This is a genomic window from Pseudomonas sp. SCA2728.1_7 (genome assembly GCF_018138145.1).
Lineage (GTDB): Bacteria > Pseudomonadota > Gammaproteobacteria > Pseudomonadales > Pseudomonadaceae > Aquipseudomonas > Aquipseudomonas koreensis_A.
This window is the reverse complement of record NZ_CP073104.1, coordinates 2118355-2134833: the sequence shown is the minus strand read 5'-3', so window position 1 is coordinate 2134833 and position 16479 is coordinate 2118355. Positions and strand designations below refer to the sequence as shown.

The window sequence follows — 16479 nt, the reverse complement described above, 5'->3', positions numbered from 1 at the left end:
CGCATCCGCGCACAAAGGGTGCCCAGTGTTTCCCCGGTGGGCTCCGGGGCTGAATACTATCGCCGAGGCGGATGACCGCTATTGCCTGGCAGAGGCAACAGTGGTCATCCGCCACCACGATCAGGTCGAGCACAAAACGGGAATGTAATTCCGCAGAAGAGAAGGCTCCGAACTCTAAGAGTTCGACCGAGCTACCCGGAGCGAATCGGTCTTGGGTCGCCGTTGGCGATGATCCTGAGGCACTACAGCAGAGAGGGTGGGATGACGTCAAGGCAGAGTGCGTTGCCTTAAAGGTCGCCCCAATATTCAAGTTGATCTTCAATGGTGAGTCATGGGCGCCGTATATCTTTGCTGATCGGCACAGTGCCCTTGCAGTCGGGGTAGTGGGGGCACGACCAGAACGCCCCTGATTTTCCCGTACGTCTGAGCATAGAGGCGTTGCAAATGGGGCAAGCCGGTCCGGTTTCGACCGGTAACGCCAAGGTGAGCGCTCGGCAGTGTTCGACCAATTGCGCAATCCAACTCGCCTGCTTGGCGACGAATGCATCCAGGCTCAGACGTCCCGCTTCGATTTCGTCCAGAGCCTGCTCCCAAATCGCGGTCATGCCCGGATCTGCGATGGCCGCGGGTACCGCCTCAATCAGGGTATGGGCCGCGGCGGAGGCCATTAAGGCGCGTTTTTTCTTCAGCAAATAACCGCGATCGATCAAGCCCTTGATGATGCCGGCACGCGTGGCTTCGGTGCCGATGCCGGTGGTGTCCCGAAGCTTCTGTTTCAGACGCGGGTCGTTGACCAGCTTGGCCACGTTTTTCATCGCCTTGATCAGATCGCCCTCGGTCAGCGGTTTGGGAGCTGTGGTGCGCATAGACTTGAGTTCGACGTCGTTTACTGCGCACTGCGTACCCTGTTGCAAGACGGGTAAGACTTGGAATTTTTGACTGGGCTCATCGTCCTCGGTGTTGTCGTAGAGCAAGCCTTTCCAGCTTTGGACCAGGATCTGTTTGCCAACCGCGGTCAATCGTTCTTTGCCACACTCCAGTTCGACCTGGGTTCGATCAAATTCATGGTGCGGCAGAAATTGCGCGAGGTAGTGGTTACGAATCTGTTCGTAGACTTGGCGTTCTTGCTCGGACATCCGCGCCAGGTTTGCCGGCTCGGTGGTGGGGATGATGCCGTGGTGCGCGGTGGCCTTGGCATCGTTCCAGGCGCGGGAACGTAATGACCGATCAAGTTTTTCAAATGCGGGCTGTAGTGCGGAATCCGTTTTGAGCAGGGCATCGAATACCGTGGGTACCTCGTCGAACATACTCGCTGGCAAATAGCGGCAATCGCTGCGCGGGTAGGTGGTGGCTTTGTGGGTTTCATACAGGGCTTGGGCGATGTTCAGGGTTTCCTGGACCCCTAGCCCCAATTTGCGCGAGCAGACTTCTTGCAGTGTGCTCAGGTCGAAGGGCAGAGGCGGCGGTTCTCGGAAATGCTCAGTCTGCAACGAGAGTACTGTGGCGGTCTTACCGTCAGTGATTGTTTGGCCAGCATGACGGGCAAGCGCCTGCTGCAGGCAACGACAGGCCTCATCTCGTCCTGAACTGGGTGGTAACCACGACGCGATGAATGATTGCCCCATGAAGGACAGGTGCACCTCCACGTCCCAGTAGGGCACCGAGACGAAGCTGGCAATCGCACGATCCCGATCGACCACCAGACGTAAGGTGGGTGTCTGGACGCGTCCCACTGACAGCACACCGTCGTAGCCCGCTCGTCGACCGAGCAGGGTAAACAAACGACTGAGGTTCATGCCGATCAGCCAGTCGGCCCGGCTGCGGGCGAGGGCTGAGTGGTAGAGCGGGAAGGTCTCCTGACCAGACTTCAGCGAGGACAGCGCTTTGAGAATCGACACCTCGTTGAGTGCGGACAACCAGAGGCGCTCAACGGGACCTCGATAGTTGCAAAGTTCCAGTAACTCGCGGGCAATCATCTCACCTTCGCGATCGGCGTCGGTCGCGATGACGACAGCAGAGGCTTCACTGAGCAGGCGCTTGATGACTTTGAACTGTGCCGCAGTTTTGTGTTTGACCTCGACCTTCCACTGCGCGGGAATGATCGGTAGATGATCCAACGACCAGTTCTTGTACTGAATGCCATAGGCTTCAGGCGGTGCTGTCTCCAGTAGGTGGCCGATACACCAGGTGACGGTTGTCTCTGTGCCGATCAGGCAACCATCACCACGCCGAGTGGCCCCGAGTACCGTGGCGATGTCCCGACCCTGGGAAGGTTTTTCGCAGAGGAAGAGGCGCATAGAACTGCTCCTGATTGAGTTCGGAGCAGCGTTGTTGGAAACAGCAGTGGCGAGATATGAGAAACCTGAATGGCAGGTCCCTCATATTAGTCGGTGAGGGCAGGCTTGAATGGGCCGAGGCTGCTAACCCGTTGCGACGGCAGTGTGGATCTTCACGAGCAGCGCGAAGTAACACGCCAGCAACTTCGCGCAAAGGCGCAATTTTTATGCCTGAAAGTCTGTCAGTCCGTAGGTGGCTGCCCTCTGCGCTTTCTGGGTTTCGACGCAGGTGAACTGGCCTGTTCTGTACTTTTCTCGACGTGTGTCGCAGATGCCGCGGGTTCACTGGATCGTTCCCGCATGACCACGCTGTGCACCCGGTGAGGCAGGATGCCGACTCGACGGGCCTCGATCTTGAAGGTGACCCGCGCATTGTCTTCGCTGTCCTCCCACTCATCGCGTACGGTGCGGCCTTCGACCAGCACACGCATGCCTTTCTGGTACAGCGTGCTCCAGTGTTCAGCCTCGCGGTGCCAGAGCTCAACCGGCGCCCAATAGCCGCCTCGATCTTCATAGCCGCCCTCGCGTGGCACGGGGTTGTCGAAGTACACATTCAGCCGTAGCAAACGCCGTGGCTCGTCATTGCCTGAGGCGAATTCCTGGAACTCTGGCGCACTGCCGATGTTGCCTTCGCCGACGAAAAAAGTACTCATCGTGATACCTCCACTGCGGTTGTGAACTGGCGCAGCAGCCGTTCGGCACTGTCCATTTTGATCGCGCAGGTCGTGGCCTGGCGGTAGAGCGAATGCACCACACTCATCTGTAGGTTCAGTGCGATGCGATTGCATTCGAAACGGCGCAATCCCTCGCGCACGACCTGCGGCAAGGCTTTGTTGCAGACCTGGCGTTCCCAGACCGAGACTCCCATACGGGCAAAGTCACGGGTGCGCCAACGCAAAAAGGTGCTGCCAGCGCTGGTGTTCTGCAGCACCAATCGGATATCCAGCAGTGAGTAAGGGGGCTGTCCGGCTTGCTGTACAACAGCCTCCATCAAGTCACATAACTGCGCCTCGATTTCCCTCGCCATCTGCGCCAGTTGCACCAACTCCCCCTTACCCTTAAAAGGTTTTAAAAGGCCTTTTAGGGAGGCTGCGTGTTCGAGCTGCCGATAGGCATCCTGTTTCAACGCTTCGAAGGGCATTGGTTGAGCTGAGGTCAGGGGATTCATGCTTCGTCCTCCGGCTCATCCACTGTCGCAGATGGCTCTCCCGCTTCCTCTGCCAACGCGTCAGCGTCATCCTCTGCCACAGCACCACGACGAATGATTGGCGGTGCAAACTGGGAGCGGCGATGACCCTCAAGAATGTCCATCGGGGGAACACCCATTTTCTCAATGGCCGCAATGGCACGGGCGTTGTTCGCCGCCATGTCATCACGCGTGACGCCGGCATGCCGATAGCGCTGCGCCTGGCCGAACAGGCTGCGCAGCAGATGGGCACCGTCGTCGATCCAGGCTTCCATGTCGATACGGCCGATCAGGGCGGTGTGATGGGCCAATAGGGTCCGACGTACCAGGGTGTCGTAGTCGGTCAGCAAGTAGACCGCAAGAAAACCCAGCTGGCTGCCGATGTACAACGGCAAGGTGACGGGGTGGATGTTGAGGTTGTCGCCCATGTCGATCTGGGTCGGCAGGTCCTGTCTGATCCGATCCAGTTGTTGGGTCAGTTCCAGCATTCCGGTCTTGGCTTGCGTCAGTTTTTCTTCGAGTTGCACGATGGCCCAGTCGGCATAGGGATCGTCCTGGGCCGCGGTTTGTTTGATCAGGTTGGTGACACTGATGTAGCCGGCCATGCCCATGATCGAGTGGACGCCTTCGCGTGCGGTTCGACCTTGCCAGATACGGGCGGCATGGTGGGTGTGCAGGGTCAGGGTGATGCTGCTGCGCAATGAACCCAGATTGAGTTGATAGTGATCGGCCACGGTGGTGTCCTCGCATCGGCTTGGACGGGAACGTTGCGACAGATGAGGGGTAAGGGCAGCCAAAAAGCTGAATGCGGCCTGTTCGGTTTGGTTTAAGAGGGCAAACTACGTAGACGGGTGCCCCTGCTTTTCCCTAAAAGTTTCATAGTTTGGTCCGATGTGTTCGTAGAGTGGAACTCCATGGATTTGATGCCACTGGCATCAAATCTACTGACGTCCACCGCTTTTGCCACGCAGTTGGCGTAGATCATTCAGGCACGCTTGGGCGAGGGCGGATGCGGGTTCACCCTGTTTTCGAATGGGGTGCGAGGGGGTTGGTGCAGACGGTTTTGCAATGGGTGACGGTTCGGCCTGACCTGCCCAAGGACGAAAGTCACCTTTCAGCGCACGCTGGATCAGACCCATCAGATACGCCACTGGCTTGCGGATTCCACCAGCCGCACAGCGTGCCCCCGCTTCGTTGAGCACCGCCTGCCGATCCGCGGGTTTGAGCTTGTTCAGCGCCACGGCGACGGCCTGACGCTCGCTTGGGCTCAGATGCAGCGCAACGGGCCAGTGCAGGTTATCCACCGCTGGGTTCGCGCGCGGTACTGTACAAATACTTTCTTTTAATACGGTACAAGTGGCGTTCGGATTCCGAACGGTGCCGGAAACACTGGCGTTCAGACTCGGTTCGGAATCCGAACGAGGGGCTGCACGATTCCGAACGAGGGTAGCTTCCCCCCGTTCGGAATCGTGCAGAGTGGCATCTGTTGCCGGATCCAATCCTTGCTGCGCCCAAAGTTCGCCCCAACTGTCGAGCCGCGTTGGTAACCGATCCCGATCGATATTCGTGTCTTGGCGGATTTCTTCCACAATGTGCTGCGCGACAATGCGCACAGCCTTGGTAGCATGGCCGAGCGCATGTCCGACTAGCGCCAAGTAATCCTGATCGAGTTCCATGGCTTCGGCGGGGGTTAACGGCTCATCGTGCAGAACGTACAGCGAACCTTGATGACGTCCGCTGAGTTGATCGCGGCCGCGACTCACCAAGCTGAGCCAGCGCGTCAACCTGAGCATCGTCAACACCCGAGCAATGGTTTCACGGGAGGCTGACGCACCGTAGGGCACGCTTGACAGGTAAGGCTGCAAATCCTCATAGCGCGGTGTGACCAAGCCTTGACCGTGCAGCATGAGTCGAAACACCTGCCAGGCATTACGCTCCAACGGCGTCAACCGACTATCCAACAGCAGCCGACGTGGCACGACTTCGTGAGATTGGCCACTGAACAGAAAGCCACCTTGCAGGGCCGGGTTGGAGGGATGTTCAGTGGTGGGGCGTGCGGGCCAGCGTTCACTCAGCTGCTGGGTGCATTGCTGCAGGACACGCTGCCAGCGACTGGACGGGGCAGTGTTCATGTGTCGTTGCTGTACTGGTCAATCTGCTGCCACACGATGGTCAAGCTGATCTGTTGCTCTTCGGCCAGCATCATCATGGCGTCGAGCTGATCCTCGGTACCGTCTTGGGCGCGTAGCTGGCACCAACGCTGCCAGAGCGCGTGTTCCTGCGCTTCACTCAAATGCTGAGGGCGGCCCTTACGGGTTTCTATCTTGAGCAGACGTCGACGCAGGGCGGTTTCAGAATGTGCCAAGCCAAAGCACTGGTACATGATGGTGCTGCTGGCACCGAGCTTGAGCGCTCGGTTGATCAACCGTTCGTTCTGCTCGTCACGTTCGGCTCGCTCGATCAACCGGTGCAGCACCGGCGAGTCAATCTTGACCTCAACCCAGGGTACAGTGGCATGGGCCAGGCGTGACAGCGTAGTGGGTGGTAAGGATTGCAACAGGTAGATGTCGTCCTCACCCAGTCCGAGTGCTTTGCAGCGCTGCAGGTTTCCCTGGCGCAACTCGTGTAGCACTTGGGTCAGCATGGCTTGGTTGAGCACATTGAAGGACAGATTCATAGCAGCTCCTTCGGTGAGTTGCCTTCCTGGTTAAGCGTTAAGTCGATCAGGCGGCGGGCCAGGCGGATCAGGCGATACAGTTTGATCAGCAGACTGTCGGGCAATCGCTCCAGTCCCACGTCCACGGCGGGAAGATTTGTTAGCGGGAGTTGATAGATCCCTAGCAACAATTGGCCGAACAGCGCTGACGGCAGTTGCTTACGATCTTCCCAGTTGACTTCGTCTTGGGCGCGCAACAGGGCCAGGAGCAGCAGGTGAACGCCGGCCGCGCGAGGCGTGGCAAGATCAACCCGTTCGATGTCTAGAGCGAAGCCCAAGCCAAGCGGCTGAGCGATGATGCTCTTGGGATGTCCAGCATAGGCAGCCATTTCCCGCGCCAGTGTGGCAATGGCGGATCGCAGTTGTTCGGGGCTATCCAGTGATGGTGCAATGGACCAGATGTCGTCGAACGCATAGATGTCGACCGAAGATGCTGCGTCAGGGGCGGTCTCGCGGTCGATCTGTTCACGAATCTGTTGAACGCGAGACGGAGGGCTGACTGCTGATACGGCATTCGTTTGGGGCGGTGTGAGCAGCTCCTCTCGCGCAGTTTCGGTCTGGAACTTGGTCTCAGTCGATTTGGGATGAGGATCGGAGGAGAGAGGTTCTGCCGCGGCTTCGTTAACGTTCGGCAGATGGCTGTTCTCTGAGGGTGTGGTCACGACGATGCCCGGCGTCGAGATGACTCGCTGAGTGTCGCTCAATTCCAAGGCCAACATACGGTAGGACTGTCCGAGCAAGTGGCTCATGCGTTCGAGCAGTTCATCCTGGAGCTGCTCAAGATCGAAGGACTCGGGTTCGGCATCGAAGTAACCCAGTGTATTGAGCCAAAAATCGGCGAACGCGATGGGAGCGGTTGGATAGCGGTTCCAGGTTCGTTCTGCCTGGCTGCGTAGGCCGATTAGGCGTTCGATCTGGGGCTTACCCAATCCGGCATACAGGGTTTGTGGAATGGCGGGCAGTAGGTGTTCAAGGGTGTCGAGCATCCGGCTGATGTGCGACTGCGAAATCGGATAGCCTCCAGCGACAAGACGTCGAACGAGCTCACGTTGTGAGAGCACAGCTCCCTCTGCTTCGAGCATGGTTTTGAGTTTGGCTACCGCCAGAGCCCGTTCGATGAAAGTGAGTTGGCCGTGCAGATCGCTTTCGGCCAGATGGCCGAGTAGGGCGGTGACTTCATTGCTCCAAGGTCGGAACAGGCAATGAATGCGAAAGAAGCGCTCGTCGCGGGTTTCCTGCCACAGTTCGCCGAGAATCGCCAAGCGCGTATTACCGCCGTTGCGGATGATGAAATAGGTTTCACCCGGACGGCGGGTAATCGGCGGCGGTTGGTCCAGCCCGCGTTCACGGATCGAGGCCTTGATATCCTCATAAAGCGGATTACGGATGAAGCGCGGGTTGTGTTCGTAGGGTCGCAACTGCTCCAGCGTGACCAACATAGGCGTATCAGTGAGTGGATCGGACAGCCGCTCTAGTTCCGGCCCCCGAGGGAAATGGTCCTGGTGCAGCTTGTCGGTGATCTGCTCCTGACTGAGCTTCTTCATTGGAACAACCTCAGTTAACGCCGGTTGCGCAAATGGTCACCGACCTCGAACTTGACGATCTCGGCAGTGCCCGAACCTTCGAAATGTTGAGACAGTTCTGCGAGGAACCACCCCATGGCCGAGCGCCCGCCCTGCAGGCGAAAGACCACGGTGCAGTACTCCTCGCAAGGTGAGTGGTGGGGTCGAATGGACGGTGGAACGATGATGGGCAGTTGATCCAACATCAGAAGACTCCTTGCCAAACACGGTTGGCCTCAAGGTCGAACAAACCCAATGACTGGGTGAGAAATGCCGGCTCGGCGATTTGTCTCATTGAGCCTCCGAGCACCTGCTCACCCTAGAGATCGCTTCGCGCCATTCCGGAAACAATTCAATGGCCAACGCCTGCATGGTTTCCAGCGCTGAGGGCGAGCGTTGTTGACGGGATCGGCGCGTTTCGATTCGGTGGACGGGGAGTCCAAGTGAGGCAGCATTGAGATAAGCCACTCGGTCTGGAACTACGGTATCTAGAACCGAAATGTTGGTGGACTCGGCGAAAGCCTCGCGCAGGCCACGGATGATCATCCGTGCGTCCACCCGAATTGCGTTCACTTGGTTCAGTAGCAGACGCAAGGGGGGCGGTGGAATGCTCAGGTGGCGGAATGGTTCGAGTTCACTCAGCAGCTTCAAAGTGCCGCGGCGCAGTTCGCGGGCGGCGAGCATTTCCGGTGTAATGGGGGAGAGGGCGATATCGCAGGCGAGGATGGCCATCTCCAGCAGCACGCTACGTGCCCCTTGGGTGTCGATCAACAGCAGGTCATAACGGGGGCGGAAATCGTCGAGCAAATTGCGCAGCCGTAATCGCCCATCAGGGGCGTGCAGTAGCAAAGTGCTCAGTCTGCCTTGGTCATCGTTGGAAAGGATCAGGTCGAGACCGACGACCTCCGTCGTGGAAATTATCTGCGCAGGATCTGTCTGGTTGAGCGCAATAAGCTCGTACGCACCAGCAACAGCTTTCTGGCTCAACGCGTAATAGCTGGAGAGGGTGGGTTGGCTATCCAGATCGAGCAGCAGGACGCGTAGGCCCGCATCCGCCAACAGACCGCCGAGATTGGCCGCTACTGTGGTTTTGCCTACCCCACCTTTGGTGGAAACCACCGAGACCACACGCATGACATCAGTCCTGCTGGCCTAAGCGCTCAACAACCCACTGCTCGATTTCCAGCGAGTCCCAGCCGACCGCGCGCAGTCCAATGCGTTTGGCTTGCGGGAATTTCCCTTCCTTCATCAGGTTGTAGATGTGCGCACGCTTGAAGCCGGTTTTCCGCTCTACCTCTTCACGACGCATGATGTGACGTTCGGCCGGTGGTTGAGGGCTGTCAGCGCGCGAGACGGATGAGCTGGACATGCTGGTCACTCCTGGCGCCGCTTGGCGCGTGGTGGGAAGTGACTTGAATTGAACAGCAGAAAAGCCATGGAGTCATTGCATTGCAATCGTTGGGATTGCATTGCAATTCTTAACCTTGTTTGCTTTTCTTGATGCTGCGATTTGCAGCAGCGAATTTTTCATCCAGTGTTCGTTTGCTCAGACCCGGAATATCGCAATAGCGTGCGATAACAGCATCGACGATCGCAGACTGGCTCTTGAACACGGATAGAGGTTTGCCAGCAGGCGATTGGTCCAGAAAAAGGCTGAGCAAAGCACCGATGATGTTCTGATAGGTGAGTTCGCTACGTTCGCTGAGTTGTCCATGCGTTTTGACCATTGCTTTGAGTTTATCTCGTTCAAGTCCGATGGCCTGGAGATCTGCCATAATATCTTTGAGGTGATACTGTAACGTGTTCAATTCCCGTAAGAGAGTATCCCGATCCGCTTGTAGAGCAAGGAAGTTCCCTAGGCTGACTTTTTCATAAGCTTCTCCGCCTGATTCAAACAAAAAGCCAGGCTTCTGATCTGAATAATAAATCTCCATCCAGTGGCGTAAATCGGAGTGGCGTATCGTTAGCTGACATGGCTCCACGTAACTTCCAATGGGAACCGAAATACCAAGGCAGCCGTAAGGTAGTTCTCCGTTACGTATCGCGTCGTAGATTTTTTCTATAGCAGCATGCAAGAATGGCCATTGTGGAAATAGGTAGGCAAGCTCCTCGGGACGAGACCATGCAGCTTCGACTATTTGTGCCTCGTAACGAATGAGGTTACACCAACGCAGCGCTGCGTCGATTGGACGATAGAAGGTTTTGGCGTGTGGATTAAAACATGGAAAAGACATAATAACGACGGACCTCCATTCCTATTGGGTAGGCCTCTCGCTAAATACCTTTATACGAGCCTAACTAATGATAGTGGCTCTTTGCTCATGTTTTTAGCTCAATGAGGTCATTCCATTTTTGACTATTACTCGAAGTCATTGCTCTGATTTTGAATGAACCTCCCTCTATGCTGAGGATTCTTTTTTTAATTCGTCAGCTAGAGTCTTCCTCGACGTGCGAGAGCAGTTGTCGTGACGATAATAAATTTTATGGGTAGATGAGGCGTCACTCAGCGAGGCTTGTACAAACCTTCCCGGCCGGCATATTTGCGAGGATAACTTCTCTAAGCTCTTGAGAGTCAAGCATTCCGGAATAAATTTTATTGCCGATAGCTATGCTAGGGACAGCACGAATATCAATTCTAGAAGCGTATTTTAGCTCGTTATCGTGACGTAGTGAGTGGAGAGGGGATTTCGGGATTTCTTCCAAAGGCTCGATTGGCAGTCCGACTGAAGCCGCGACATCTTTGATTACTGTAAGGTCACCTATATCACGGTCTTGCTGAAAAAACGCTCGCAGCATTGCGTCAGCATATTCATTCCCAACGCCTTGGTCTTTAGCATATTGAAGAACTAAAAATGCGTCACGGGTATAAGGTTGGGGTGACACGCTTGGAAGCTTGATAGCGATATCCAACTTCTCTGCCGCAGGATACACACCATGTTTCCAGACAGATGGGAGATATTCATCTTCTGGTCGTAAGGTGGGTGCTGGATAAGCGCGGAGTTCAAAGGGCATCATCTCTATATTGACATCCAGTCCGCTTGCTGCCTCTTCCAAGACCTTTTTTCCGAGCAGGCAATAAGGACATACAAAGTCGATCCAGACTTTTATTTTGAGGGTTTCATTTTTGCGCAGAGTGTCATCAATTAGCTTCATATATCACCTGTATGAAATTCGCCGTCAAGACGCTAGAATATGGATAATCGAGGCATATTTATTGGGAGTGAAGACAACGGCACGCACGACGTATACGTGCCGCTGGTCTGCCTAGTTGGGTAATAACTTAGCCAAACTCACTGTCTTTGATGTCAGCAACCGGACCAAGGATCGAGGGATCAAACTCAACCAAGGAATCACCATTCGCAAAGCGATTTGGGAAGTCTGGGTTCGCTAGGGCGCCTTTGCCCAATGCGATGATATTTGCCCCGTCGTTAATTACATCTTGTATGTGATCTACTTGATGCAAACTGCCGTTGGTGATGATCACTTGGTTAGGGGCATAGCGACGAGCCAGCTTTACAAAGCTATCGCTACCTTGCGCAAAAGCAGGTTTCCATGCTTCAAACTCAGTAACGTGGATGAAGTCCACGCCGGCATCTGCCAGAGACCCGAATACCATTTCCGCCCCGGCTTCGCCTTCGGCCCACTTGTGGAAGAAGTCGTTCACCTTACCCTGAGAAATACGAACACCGACGGTAGCGTTACCAGCCGCTTTCCGTACTGCGCTATAAACCTCCAGGATGAGACGAATACGGTTCTTCACCTCACCGCCCCATTTGTCAGTCCTTTGATTGGAGACATCGGTAAGGAACTGGTCAAGTAAGTAACCGTTGGCACCGTGGATCTCAATACCATCAAAGCCAGAAATTTCGACAGCGCGTAGGGCTGATTTTGCAAAGCCATCGATTGCATCAGCGATATCTTCCTCGGTCATTGCCGAGGGTGTGGGGTATTGGCCGGTGCCGTAGTAGAAGCCCATTTGCTCACCCCTGGGGCGTACAGCTGATGGACCAGCGGTGATTTGCGAAAATCGGTTGCCCTGACTGAGAGCGCCGGCGTGCATCAACTGCGCGAAAATCTTGCCGTCATGCTTGTGAACAGCGCTCGTCACGGCTCGCCATGCCTCAGCCTGCTCTAGATCAGTAATCCCCGGCTGGAACAAGTAACCTTGCGAGAACTTTTGATCGGTGTAGATACCCTCGGTCACAGTGAGACCGAAACCACCTTTAGCAAAGCGCTCGTAGTAGTCAACTTGGCGCTGGGAGGCTAGGCCTTTTTCGCTCGCACTGATGCGAGTCATAGGTGCTACCGCAAATCGGTTCTTCAGGCTCACCTGGCCAATATCGAAAGGAGTTAAAATCTGGTCGCTGCTGATAGTCATCTCATGTTCCCGTCAGTTAGGATAGAAAGCTGGGTTGCTGACGAAGGTATCCTCCTTGCGGGGCTAGCAGAAGCCGTGCCGTCCGATAAGGCGGCTTATCGTTATAGGATATGAAGATGCAAGTCGCCGAAGTGGAAGCATTTGTCGCCATCGCGGCCAGTGACAGCTTGTCGGGAGCGGCACGTAGACTTAGCGTCCTGCCGATGACGATCTCTAGACGGCTCGCGTCGCTGGAAGAACAATTGGGAGTAAGGCTCGTCCACAGAACAACCAGGTCTGTGTCACTGACTCCCGAGGGGGAGTTATACCTGCCCTATGCGAAGGCTATGCTCGAAGCAGATGAAGCCGCGAGGGCTGCGATACTCACATTTGCTGGGGCCGCCAGTGGCGTCCTAAAAGTAACGGCTCCAACTGTGTTCGGCCAGACGGTTATCTTGCCTATGATTCCGGCCCTCCTTGAAGAAAACCCGTCTCTAAAAGTAGATCTGATCCTGTCGGACAGCATCATAGATATCGTCGGATTGGGTATCGACGTGGCCATCCGAATTGCCACACTCCGAGACTCCGCTTTGATCGCTCGCCACCTAGCTCCTAACCCTCGCGTCATCTGTGCAAGCCCTTCCTATCTGCGGCGTAGAGGAGTACCAAATACCCTGGAAAAACTCAGGATGCATGATTGCATCGGCCTGCATTCAATGCCGTACTGGCCACTCATAAAAGGTGGTGAGCGATTTTCAGTCAAGGCCGACGCACCGTTTAGCGCCAACAGCGTGGAAGCAGTAAGGGCGGCTGGAAAGTTGGGCTTAGGTGTGGTGATGCTCTCTTACTGGGATGTTCGGTCAGACCTAGCCGACGGAAGCCTGCAGGAGATCAAGCTAACTGACGCATTGCCTGAACACCTCACCATTACTGCCTTGCTCCCAACGCGACAACAGGTGCCATACCGAGTTAAAGCGTTCCTCGATAAGCTAGGCCAGATTTTAATTGCACCAGAGGGTGGCTGCGCAGTTGAATTAGATCCAGGTCATGCACCTTGAGACCGGCCTGCTTTCAGAAAAGCGGCCCATTTGCGCACAAGGTAATTGTGCTCATCCATCACAGAGTTCCAGACGCTGATGTGACTTACTCGCTCAGCATATGAACCTCCTTCCCTAATTTCGCCGGGTTCGATGAGTGGCTCCCCATCACTGCCTAGAAGTCGTTCCGAGGCGGGTTGACCCTCGTACCAATAATTCCATTCCGCAACTGATAGATGATCACGGGCACGGAGTGGGTTGGAAATGTAAAAACCCTGGCGCGCCATCATCGCTCCGGGCCAGCCTGCCAGCCACCAGTTGAGATAAGCGTAGGCTGCGTCTTTGACGGCTCCGTCCACAGCTCGTGACAGGGATAGTCCTCCGAACCAGCCCCTATACCCTTCTTTGGGGACTGCTTGCCGATACTGAATCCCTTCACGATGAAGCTGCATGAGTGCCGGCGACCAGACGCTCTCAATGTATACATCAGGGCCCAGCATGAGTTTGCCTGCCTCACGATCATCAGACCAAAACGCAGCAAAGTGCCCTTGTCGCTGGAGTTTAACGAGGACATTGGCCAGATCATCGATCTCATCCAACCTCAAATTTCCAATGACATCGAAACAAGCGAGCCCCTTGGCTTGAACTGCTAGGGCTGCATCGAGCGCGCCGATGGCAGCGTCACTTTGCAACGCAACATGACCACACCAATGAGGATCTACAAGCCATGACCAGCTTTCATTTTCCGCCGAAAAACCAGGTGGCAGCAGGTCTGGCCGGTAAGCAAAACTGTCTGCGTTATGCGTTAAGGGCAACATACTGATCAGATGAGTTGGACGGTTGGCCAAGCTACCATCGTGCTGAACGTAGAGTCGGTCACAAGGCAGGCTACCTCCAGACAGTGGATGGTCAGGATGGAGTCTGCCTCGCTTGGGCAGATCATTTATTTCATCCCAAAGCGCAATACGGCGTACATCGATGGGCTGAATCGCGCCAGCAGGCCACACGAAATCCATGCTATGAAACCACTGATCATAAAGGTCATAGCTTTCAGGATTCATTAGGGCAATGCGCTGCACTGTCTGCACGTCGTGAACCTGGTATTCGATCCGAATGCCTAGTTCCTGCTCGGCTCGCAATCGAATTGACTCAAGCAGCGTTACCGAAGTCCCGAGCACGCGCAATGTTACCGGGCCACTCATGCTGCACGCCCCAGACTGTGCAAGAACGTGTCAAAAGATCTGCGTAATATCCGAATATCAAGGTCACGCACAATGATCACCAATCGTGAACGTCGCTGTCCATTTGGCCAACTGGTGAGGTGTACCGGTGGGTGAAGGCAGTGCTGGACGCCATGAATGACTATTGGTTGCTCTGTATCGATCACATTCAAAATCCCTTTGACTCGGAGAATGCGCTCGCCATGGCATCTTAGCAGCATCGATAGCCAAATCCCGAAGGCCAACCAGTCGAGCGGTTTTTCGTACTCAAGCGCGCACACTTGCGCATTACCGTGTTGAGGTTGTTTCGTGGGGGCAAAGAGCTGCCACCCAGCGACTTCTTCATCCGGCACCATGCTCCTTAGTCCTTCCCCCAAAAGCTGCTCATCACCCTCCAGCACAGAGCTGGTGAGCGCCACTGACGCTGTTGGGTTGAGCGTTTTCAAATGGGCAAATACTTTGTCAAGTGACTCAGGAGTAACAAGATCCGCCTTACTCACTAGAAGGCGATCGGCTGCGGTGACCTGCCCGATCCATTCAGGATGAAGGCGCTCTTGTAGCGAAGCATGCTGAGCGTCAACGACTGTTACGAGCAGGCCAAGATGGTAACGACCCCGAAGCTGTGGATCACGCTGCAAGGTAGACAGGATCGGGGCCGGATCCGCCAAGCCGGTGGTTTCCAGGAGCACTCGACGGAACGCCGGAATTTCGCCACGATTACGCTTTCCATGCAGATCAATGAGAGCCTGTTTCAAGTCCCCGCGCACCGAGCAGCAGACACATCCACTTGGCAGCAATATGGTGTTGGGGGCAATTTCCTGTACAAGCAGATTATCGATACCTACTTCACCGAATTCGTTGATCAGTAGGGCCGTCTGCCCCATGTCTTCATTTGCCAGAACCCGTTGTAGGAGGGTGGTCTTGCCACTCCCCAGAAAACCGGTCAAGACATTGATCTGCAAGCTCATAGCATTTCCTCAAGATGATCTAGAATCCTAGGGTCCAGAGGATCGAGCTTATGGCTCACGAGCTCTTCAGCCACCTGCCAAAGCTGATCAAGTCCTGAAGCTAATCCCTGTTTCCCTGTAGCCCCTTGGATGAGATAAGAGGAGCCTTGAAAATCGCTGACCTTGAGCCTGAGCGGAGCAATCACCCGATTGATCGAAGCTATTCTACGCAAACGTTCACGTCGGCCGGGGATGCTTTTCTCTAATGGATCGCTCCAGTGAGCATCCTCTCCTATCAGGCCACAAAGTCCACACATGTTTCACCTCAAGGCATTACGTCGCCTGAATTGGGATTAAGGGTCTGACCTACAAACAGGTTACCACCGGGCTCTGAGGCTAGTAATACCACGATGGGCGCTACCTCTTCAGCTCTGCCAAATCTACCGAGGGGAAGCTCTTTGGCTTTCGCTGCTTTCCACTCTTGGCTGATACCTTCTACAAGTGGCGTTTCAATGGGCCCAGGGGCGACTGAGTTGACCAGAACATTATCTTTGCTTACCTCCAGCGCAAGGGACTTTGTGAACCCGATGACGCCGGCTTTAGCGGCGGCATAGTGAGTGAGCTGAGCGCCTCCCTTGATACCCAGCTGTGACGAGACGTTGATGATGCGCCCCCACTTCTGATCCACCATGTGTGGCAACGCGCGCTGGCTGGCAACAAAAACACTGGTCAGATCAACGCGGAGCATGTCGTCCCACATTTCCTGGGTGATGTCCACGCAAGGAGCCTGCGTCAGCATGCCTGCATTGTTTACTAGGATATCGATGCCACCAAGCGCGTTTACGCAAGCATCGACACCTGCTTGAGCTCCCTCTCTGCTGCCCACATCGGCGATGCATTCGATCACCAAAGCGCCTTGATCGCGGCACTTGTTCGACACAAGAGACAGGCGCTCTGCATCGCGGTCACATAACACGAGCTTCGCGCCGGCGTCTGCATACGCATAAGCAATGGCGGCGCCGATACCACTTCCAGCACCTGTGATAACAGCTCGGCGGTTTTGCAATGGCTTCATTTTTGTTGTCCTCAATGCCGCACCCCAGGACATGCGGCACATT

18 protein-coding genes are annotated in these 16479 nt (G+C 55.3%); 1 reads left to right on the top strand and 17 read right to left on the bottom strand.

Going from position 1 to position 16479, the window contains the following annotated elements:
• Positions 1-329 precede the first annotated feature (329 nt).
• The 13 genes from KBP52_RS09375 to KBP52_RS09315 all read right to left on the bottom strand — a co-directional run bounded on the left by KBP52_RS09375 (position 330) and on the right by KBP52_RS09315 (position 12178).
• On the bottom strand, positions 330-2297 hold the full coding sequence (locus KBP52_RS09375; RefSeq protein ID WP_212622646.1) for a DNA topoisomerase III: 1968 nt from the start codon (positions 2295-2297) through the stop codon (positions 330-332).
• A gap of 221 nt (positions 2298-2518) precedes the next feature.
• Positions 2519-2989 carry a single-stranded DNA-binding protein gene (locus KBP52_RS09370; protein WP_012723225.1) on the bottom strand — a complete coding sequence of 157 codons (471 nt, stop codon included), beginning with the start codon at positions 2987-2989 and terminating at the stop codon, positions 2519-2521.
• On the bottom strand, positions 2986-3504 hold the full coding sequence (locus tag KBP52_RS09365; RefSeq protein ID WP_012723226.1) for a DUF3158 family protein: 519 nt from the start codon (positions 3502-3504) through the stop codon (positions 2986-2988). The genes KBP52_RS09370 and KBP52_RS09365 overlap by 4 nt, the downstream gene beginning before the upstream one ends.
• Positions 3501-4256 (bottom strand): PFL_4669 family integrating conjugative element protein, encoded by a 756-nt coding sequence (locus KBP52_RS09360; protein WP_012723227.1) that lies wholly within the window; start codon positions 4254-4256, stop codon positions 3501-3503. The genes KBP52_RS09365 and KBP52_RS09360 overlap by 4 nt, the downstream gene beginning before the upstream one ends.
• Before the next feature lie 207 nt (positions 4257-4463).
• Positions 4464-5654 carry an STY4528 family pathogenicity island replication protein gene (locus tag KBP52_RS09355; protein ID WP_012723228.1) on the bottom strand — a complete coding sequence of 397 codons (1191 nt, stop codon included), beginning with the start codon at positions 5652-5654 and terminating at the stop codon, positions 4464-4466.
• Positions 5651-6199, bottom strand: coding sequence for a DUF2857 domain-containing protein (locus tag KBP52_RS09350; protein WP_012723229.1), 549 nt, complete (start codon positions 6197-6199; stop codon positions 5651-5653). Before KBP52_RS09350 ends, KBP52_RS09355 begins: the two co-directional genes overlap by 4 nt.
• On the bottom strand, positions 6196-7782 hold the full coding sequence (locus KBP52_RS09345) for a ParB family protein (protein WP_012723230.1): 1587 nt from the start codon (positions 7780-7782) through the stop codon (positions 6196-6198). The genes KBP52_RS09350 and KBP52_RS09345 overlap by 4 nt, the downstream gene beginning before the upstream one ends.
• Before the next feature lie 14 nt (positions 7783-7796).
• Positions 7797-8006 carry a hypothetical protein gene (locus tag KBP52_RS09340; protein ID WP_043205085.1) on the bottom strand — a complete coding sequence of 70 codons (210 nt, stop codon included), beginning with the start codon at positions 8004-8006 and terminating at the stop codon, positions 7797-7799.
• Positions 8007-8091: 85 nt separating this feature from the next.
• Positions 8092-8934, bottom strand: coding sequence for a ParA family protein (locus KBP52_RS09335; RefSeq protein ID WP_012723232.1), 843 nt, complete (start codon positions 8932-8934; stop codon positions 8092-8094).
• A 4-nt stretch (positions 8935-8938) separates the two neighbouring features.
• Positions 8939-9169, bottom strand: coding sequence for an AlpA family transcriptional regulator (locus KBP52_RS09330; protein ID WP_012723233.1), 231 nt, complete (start codon positions 9167-9169; stop codon positions 8939-8941).
• A 109-nt stretch (positions 9170-9278) separates the two neighbouring features.
• Positions 9279-10034, bottom strand: coding sequence for a hypothetical protein (locus KBP52_RS09325; protein WP_012723234.1), 756 nt, complete (start codon positions 10032-10034; stop codon positions 9279-9281).
• A gap of 265 nt (positions 10035-10299) precedes the next feature.
• Positions 10300-10953 (bottom strand): DsbA family protein, encoded by a 654-nt coding sequence (locus KBP52_RS09320; protein WP_012723235.1) that lies wholly within the window; start codon positions 10951-10953, stop codon positions 10300-10302.
• A 127-nt stretch (positions 10954-11080) separates the two neighbouring features.
• A complete protein-coding gene (locus KBP52_RS09315; protein ID WP_012723236.1) occupies positions 11081-12178 on the bottom strand; it encodes an NADH:flavin oxidoreductase in 1098 nt (365 codons plus the stop codon).
• A gap of 116 nt (positions 12179-12294) precedes the next feature.
• On the opposite strand from KBP52_RS09315, the gene KBP52_RS09310 reads away from it, so the two are divergent.
• Positions 12295-13215 carry a LysR family transcriptional regulator gene (locus tag KBP52_RS09310; RefSeq protein ID WP_012723237.1) on the top strand — a complete coding sequence of 307 codons (921 nt, stop codon included), beginning with the start codon at positions 12295-12297 and terminating at the stop codon, positions 13213-13215.
• Here the strand turns inward: KBP52_RS09310 and KBP52_RS09305 are convergent.
• From KBP52_RS09305 to KBP52_RS09295, 4 genes are read right to left on the bottom strand one after another with little or no spacing between them, the layout of a single operon-like run.
• Positions 13203-14396, bottom strand: coding sequence for an extracellular solute-binding protein (locus KBP52_RS09305; protein ID WP_012723238.1), 1194 nt, complete (start codon positions 14394-14396; stop codon positions 13203-13205). The two genes, KBP52_RS09310 and KBP52_RS09305, sit on opposite strands and share 13 nt — an antisense overlap.
• Positions 14393-15382, bottom strand: a complete 990-nt coding sequence (locus KBP52_RS09300) for a GTP-binding protein (protein ID WP_012723239.1) — start codon at positions 15380-15382, stop codon at positions 14393-14395. The genes KBP52_RS09305 and KBP52_RS09300 overlap by 4 nt, the downstream gene beginning before the upstream one ends.
• Complete coding sequence (locus tag KBP52_RS30500; protein WP_012723240.1) at positions 15379-15678, bottom strand: hypothetical protein; 300 nt, start codon at positions 15676-15678, stop codon at positions 15379-15381. Before KBP52_RS30500 ends, KBP52_RS09300 begins: the two co-directional genes overlap by 4 nt.
• An 8-nt stretch (positions 15679-15686) precedes the next feature.
• Positions 15687-16436 carry an SDR family NAD(P)-dependent oxidoreductase gene (locus KBP52_RS09295; RefSeq protein ID WP_012723241.1) on the bottom strand — a complete coding sequence of 250 codons (750 nt, stop codon included), beginning with the start codon at positions 16434-16436 and terminating at the stop codon, positions 15687-15689.
• Positions 16437-16479: the final 43 nt, after the last annotated feature.

Coding starts and splice junctions, on each gene's coding strand:
- KBP52_RS09320 (WP_012723235.1), bottom strand. CDS start 10,953: ATGAAGCTAATTGATGACACTCTGCGCAAAAATGAAACCCTCAAAATA.
- KBP52_RS09335 (WP_012723232.1), bottom strand. CDS start 8,934: ATGCGTGTGGTCTCGGTGGTTTCCACCAAAGGTGGGGTAGGCAAAACC.
- KBP52_RS09300 (WP_012723239.1), bottom strand. CDS start 15,382: ATGAGCTTGCAGATCAATGTCTTGACCGGTTTTCTGGGGAGTGGCAAG.
- KBP52_RS09310 (WP_012723237.1), top strand. CDS start 12,295: ATGCAAGTCGCCGAAGTGGAAGCATTTGTCGCCATCGCGGCCAGTGAC.
- KBP52_RS09305 (WP_012723238.1), bottom strand. CDS start 14,396: ATGAGTGGCCCGGTAACATTGCGCGTGCTCGGGACTTCGGTAACGCTG.
- KBP52_RS09330 (WP_012723233.1), bottom strand. CDS start 9,169: ATGTCCAGCTCATCCGTCTCGCGCGCTGACAGCCCTCAACCACCGGCC.
- KBP52_RS09315 (WP_012723236.1), bottom strand. CDS start 12,178: ATGACTATCAGCAGCGACCAGATTTTAACTCCTTTCGATATTGGCCAG.
- KBP52_RS09345 (WP_012723230.1), bottom strand. CDS start 7,782: ATGAAGAAGCTCAGTCAGGAGCAGATCACCGACAAGCTGCACCAGGAC.
- KBP52_RS09355 (WP_012723228.1), bottom strand. CDS start 5,654: ATGAACACTGCCCCGTCCAGTCGCTGGCAGCGTGTCCTGCAGCAATGC.
- KBP52_RS09370 (WP_012723225.1), bottom strand. CDS start 2,989: ATGAGTACTTTTTTCGTCGGCGAAGGCAACATCGGCAGTGCGCCAGAG.
- KBP52_RS09365 (WP_012723226.1), bottom strand. CDS start 3,504: ATGAATCCCCTGACCTCAGCTCAACCAATGCCCTTCGAAGCGTTGAAA.
- KBP52_RS09325 (WP_012723234.1), bottom strand. CDS start 10,034: ATGTCTTTTCCATGTTTTAATCCACACGCCAAAACCTTCTATCGTCCA.
- KBP52_RS09350 (WP_012723229.1), bottom strand. CDS start 6,199: ATGAATCTGTCCTTCAATGTGCTCAACCAAGCCATGCTGACCCAAGTG.
- KBP52_RS30500 (WP_012723240.1), bottom strand. CDS start 15,678: ATGTGTGGACTTTGTGGCCTGATAGGAGAGGATGCTCACTGGAGCGAT.
- KBP52_RS09295 (WP_012723241.1), bottom strand. CDS start 16,436: ATGAAGCCATTGCAAAACCGCCGAGCTGTTATCACAGGTGCTGGAAGT.
- KBP52_RS09340 (WP_043205085.1), bottom strand. CDS start 8,006: ATGTTGGATCAACTGCCCATCATCGTTCCACCGTCCATTCGACCCCAC.
- KBP52_RS09375 (WP_212622646.1), bottom strand. CDS start 2,297: ATGCGCCTCTTCCTCTGCGAAAAACCTTCCCAGGGTCGGGACATCGCC.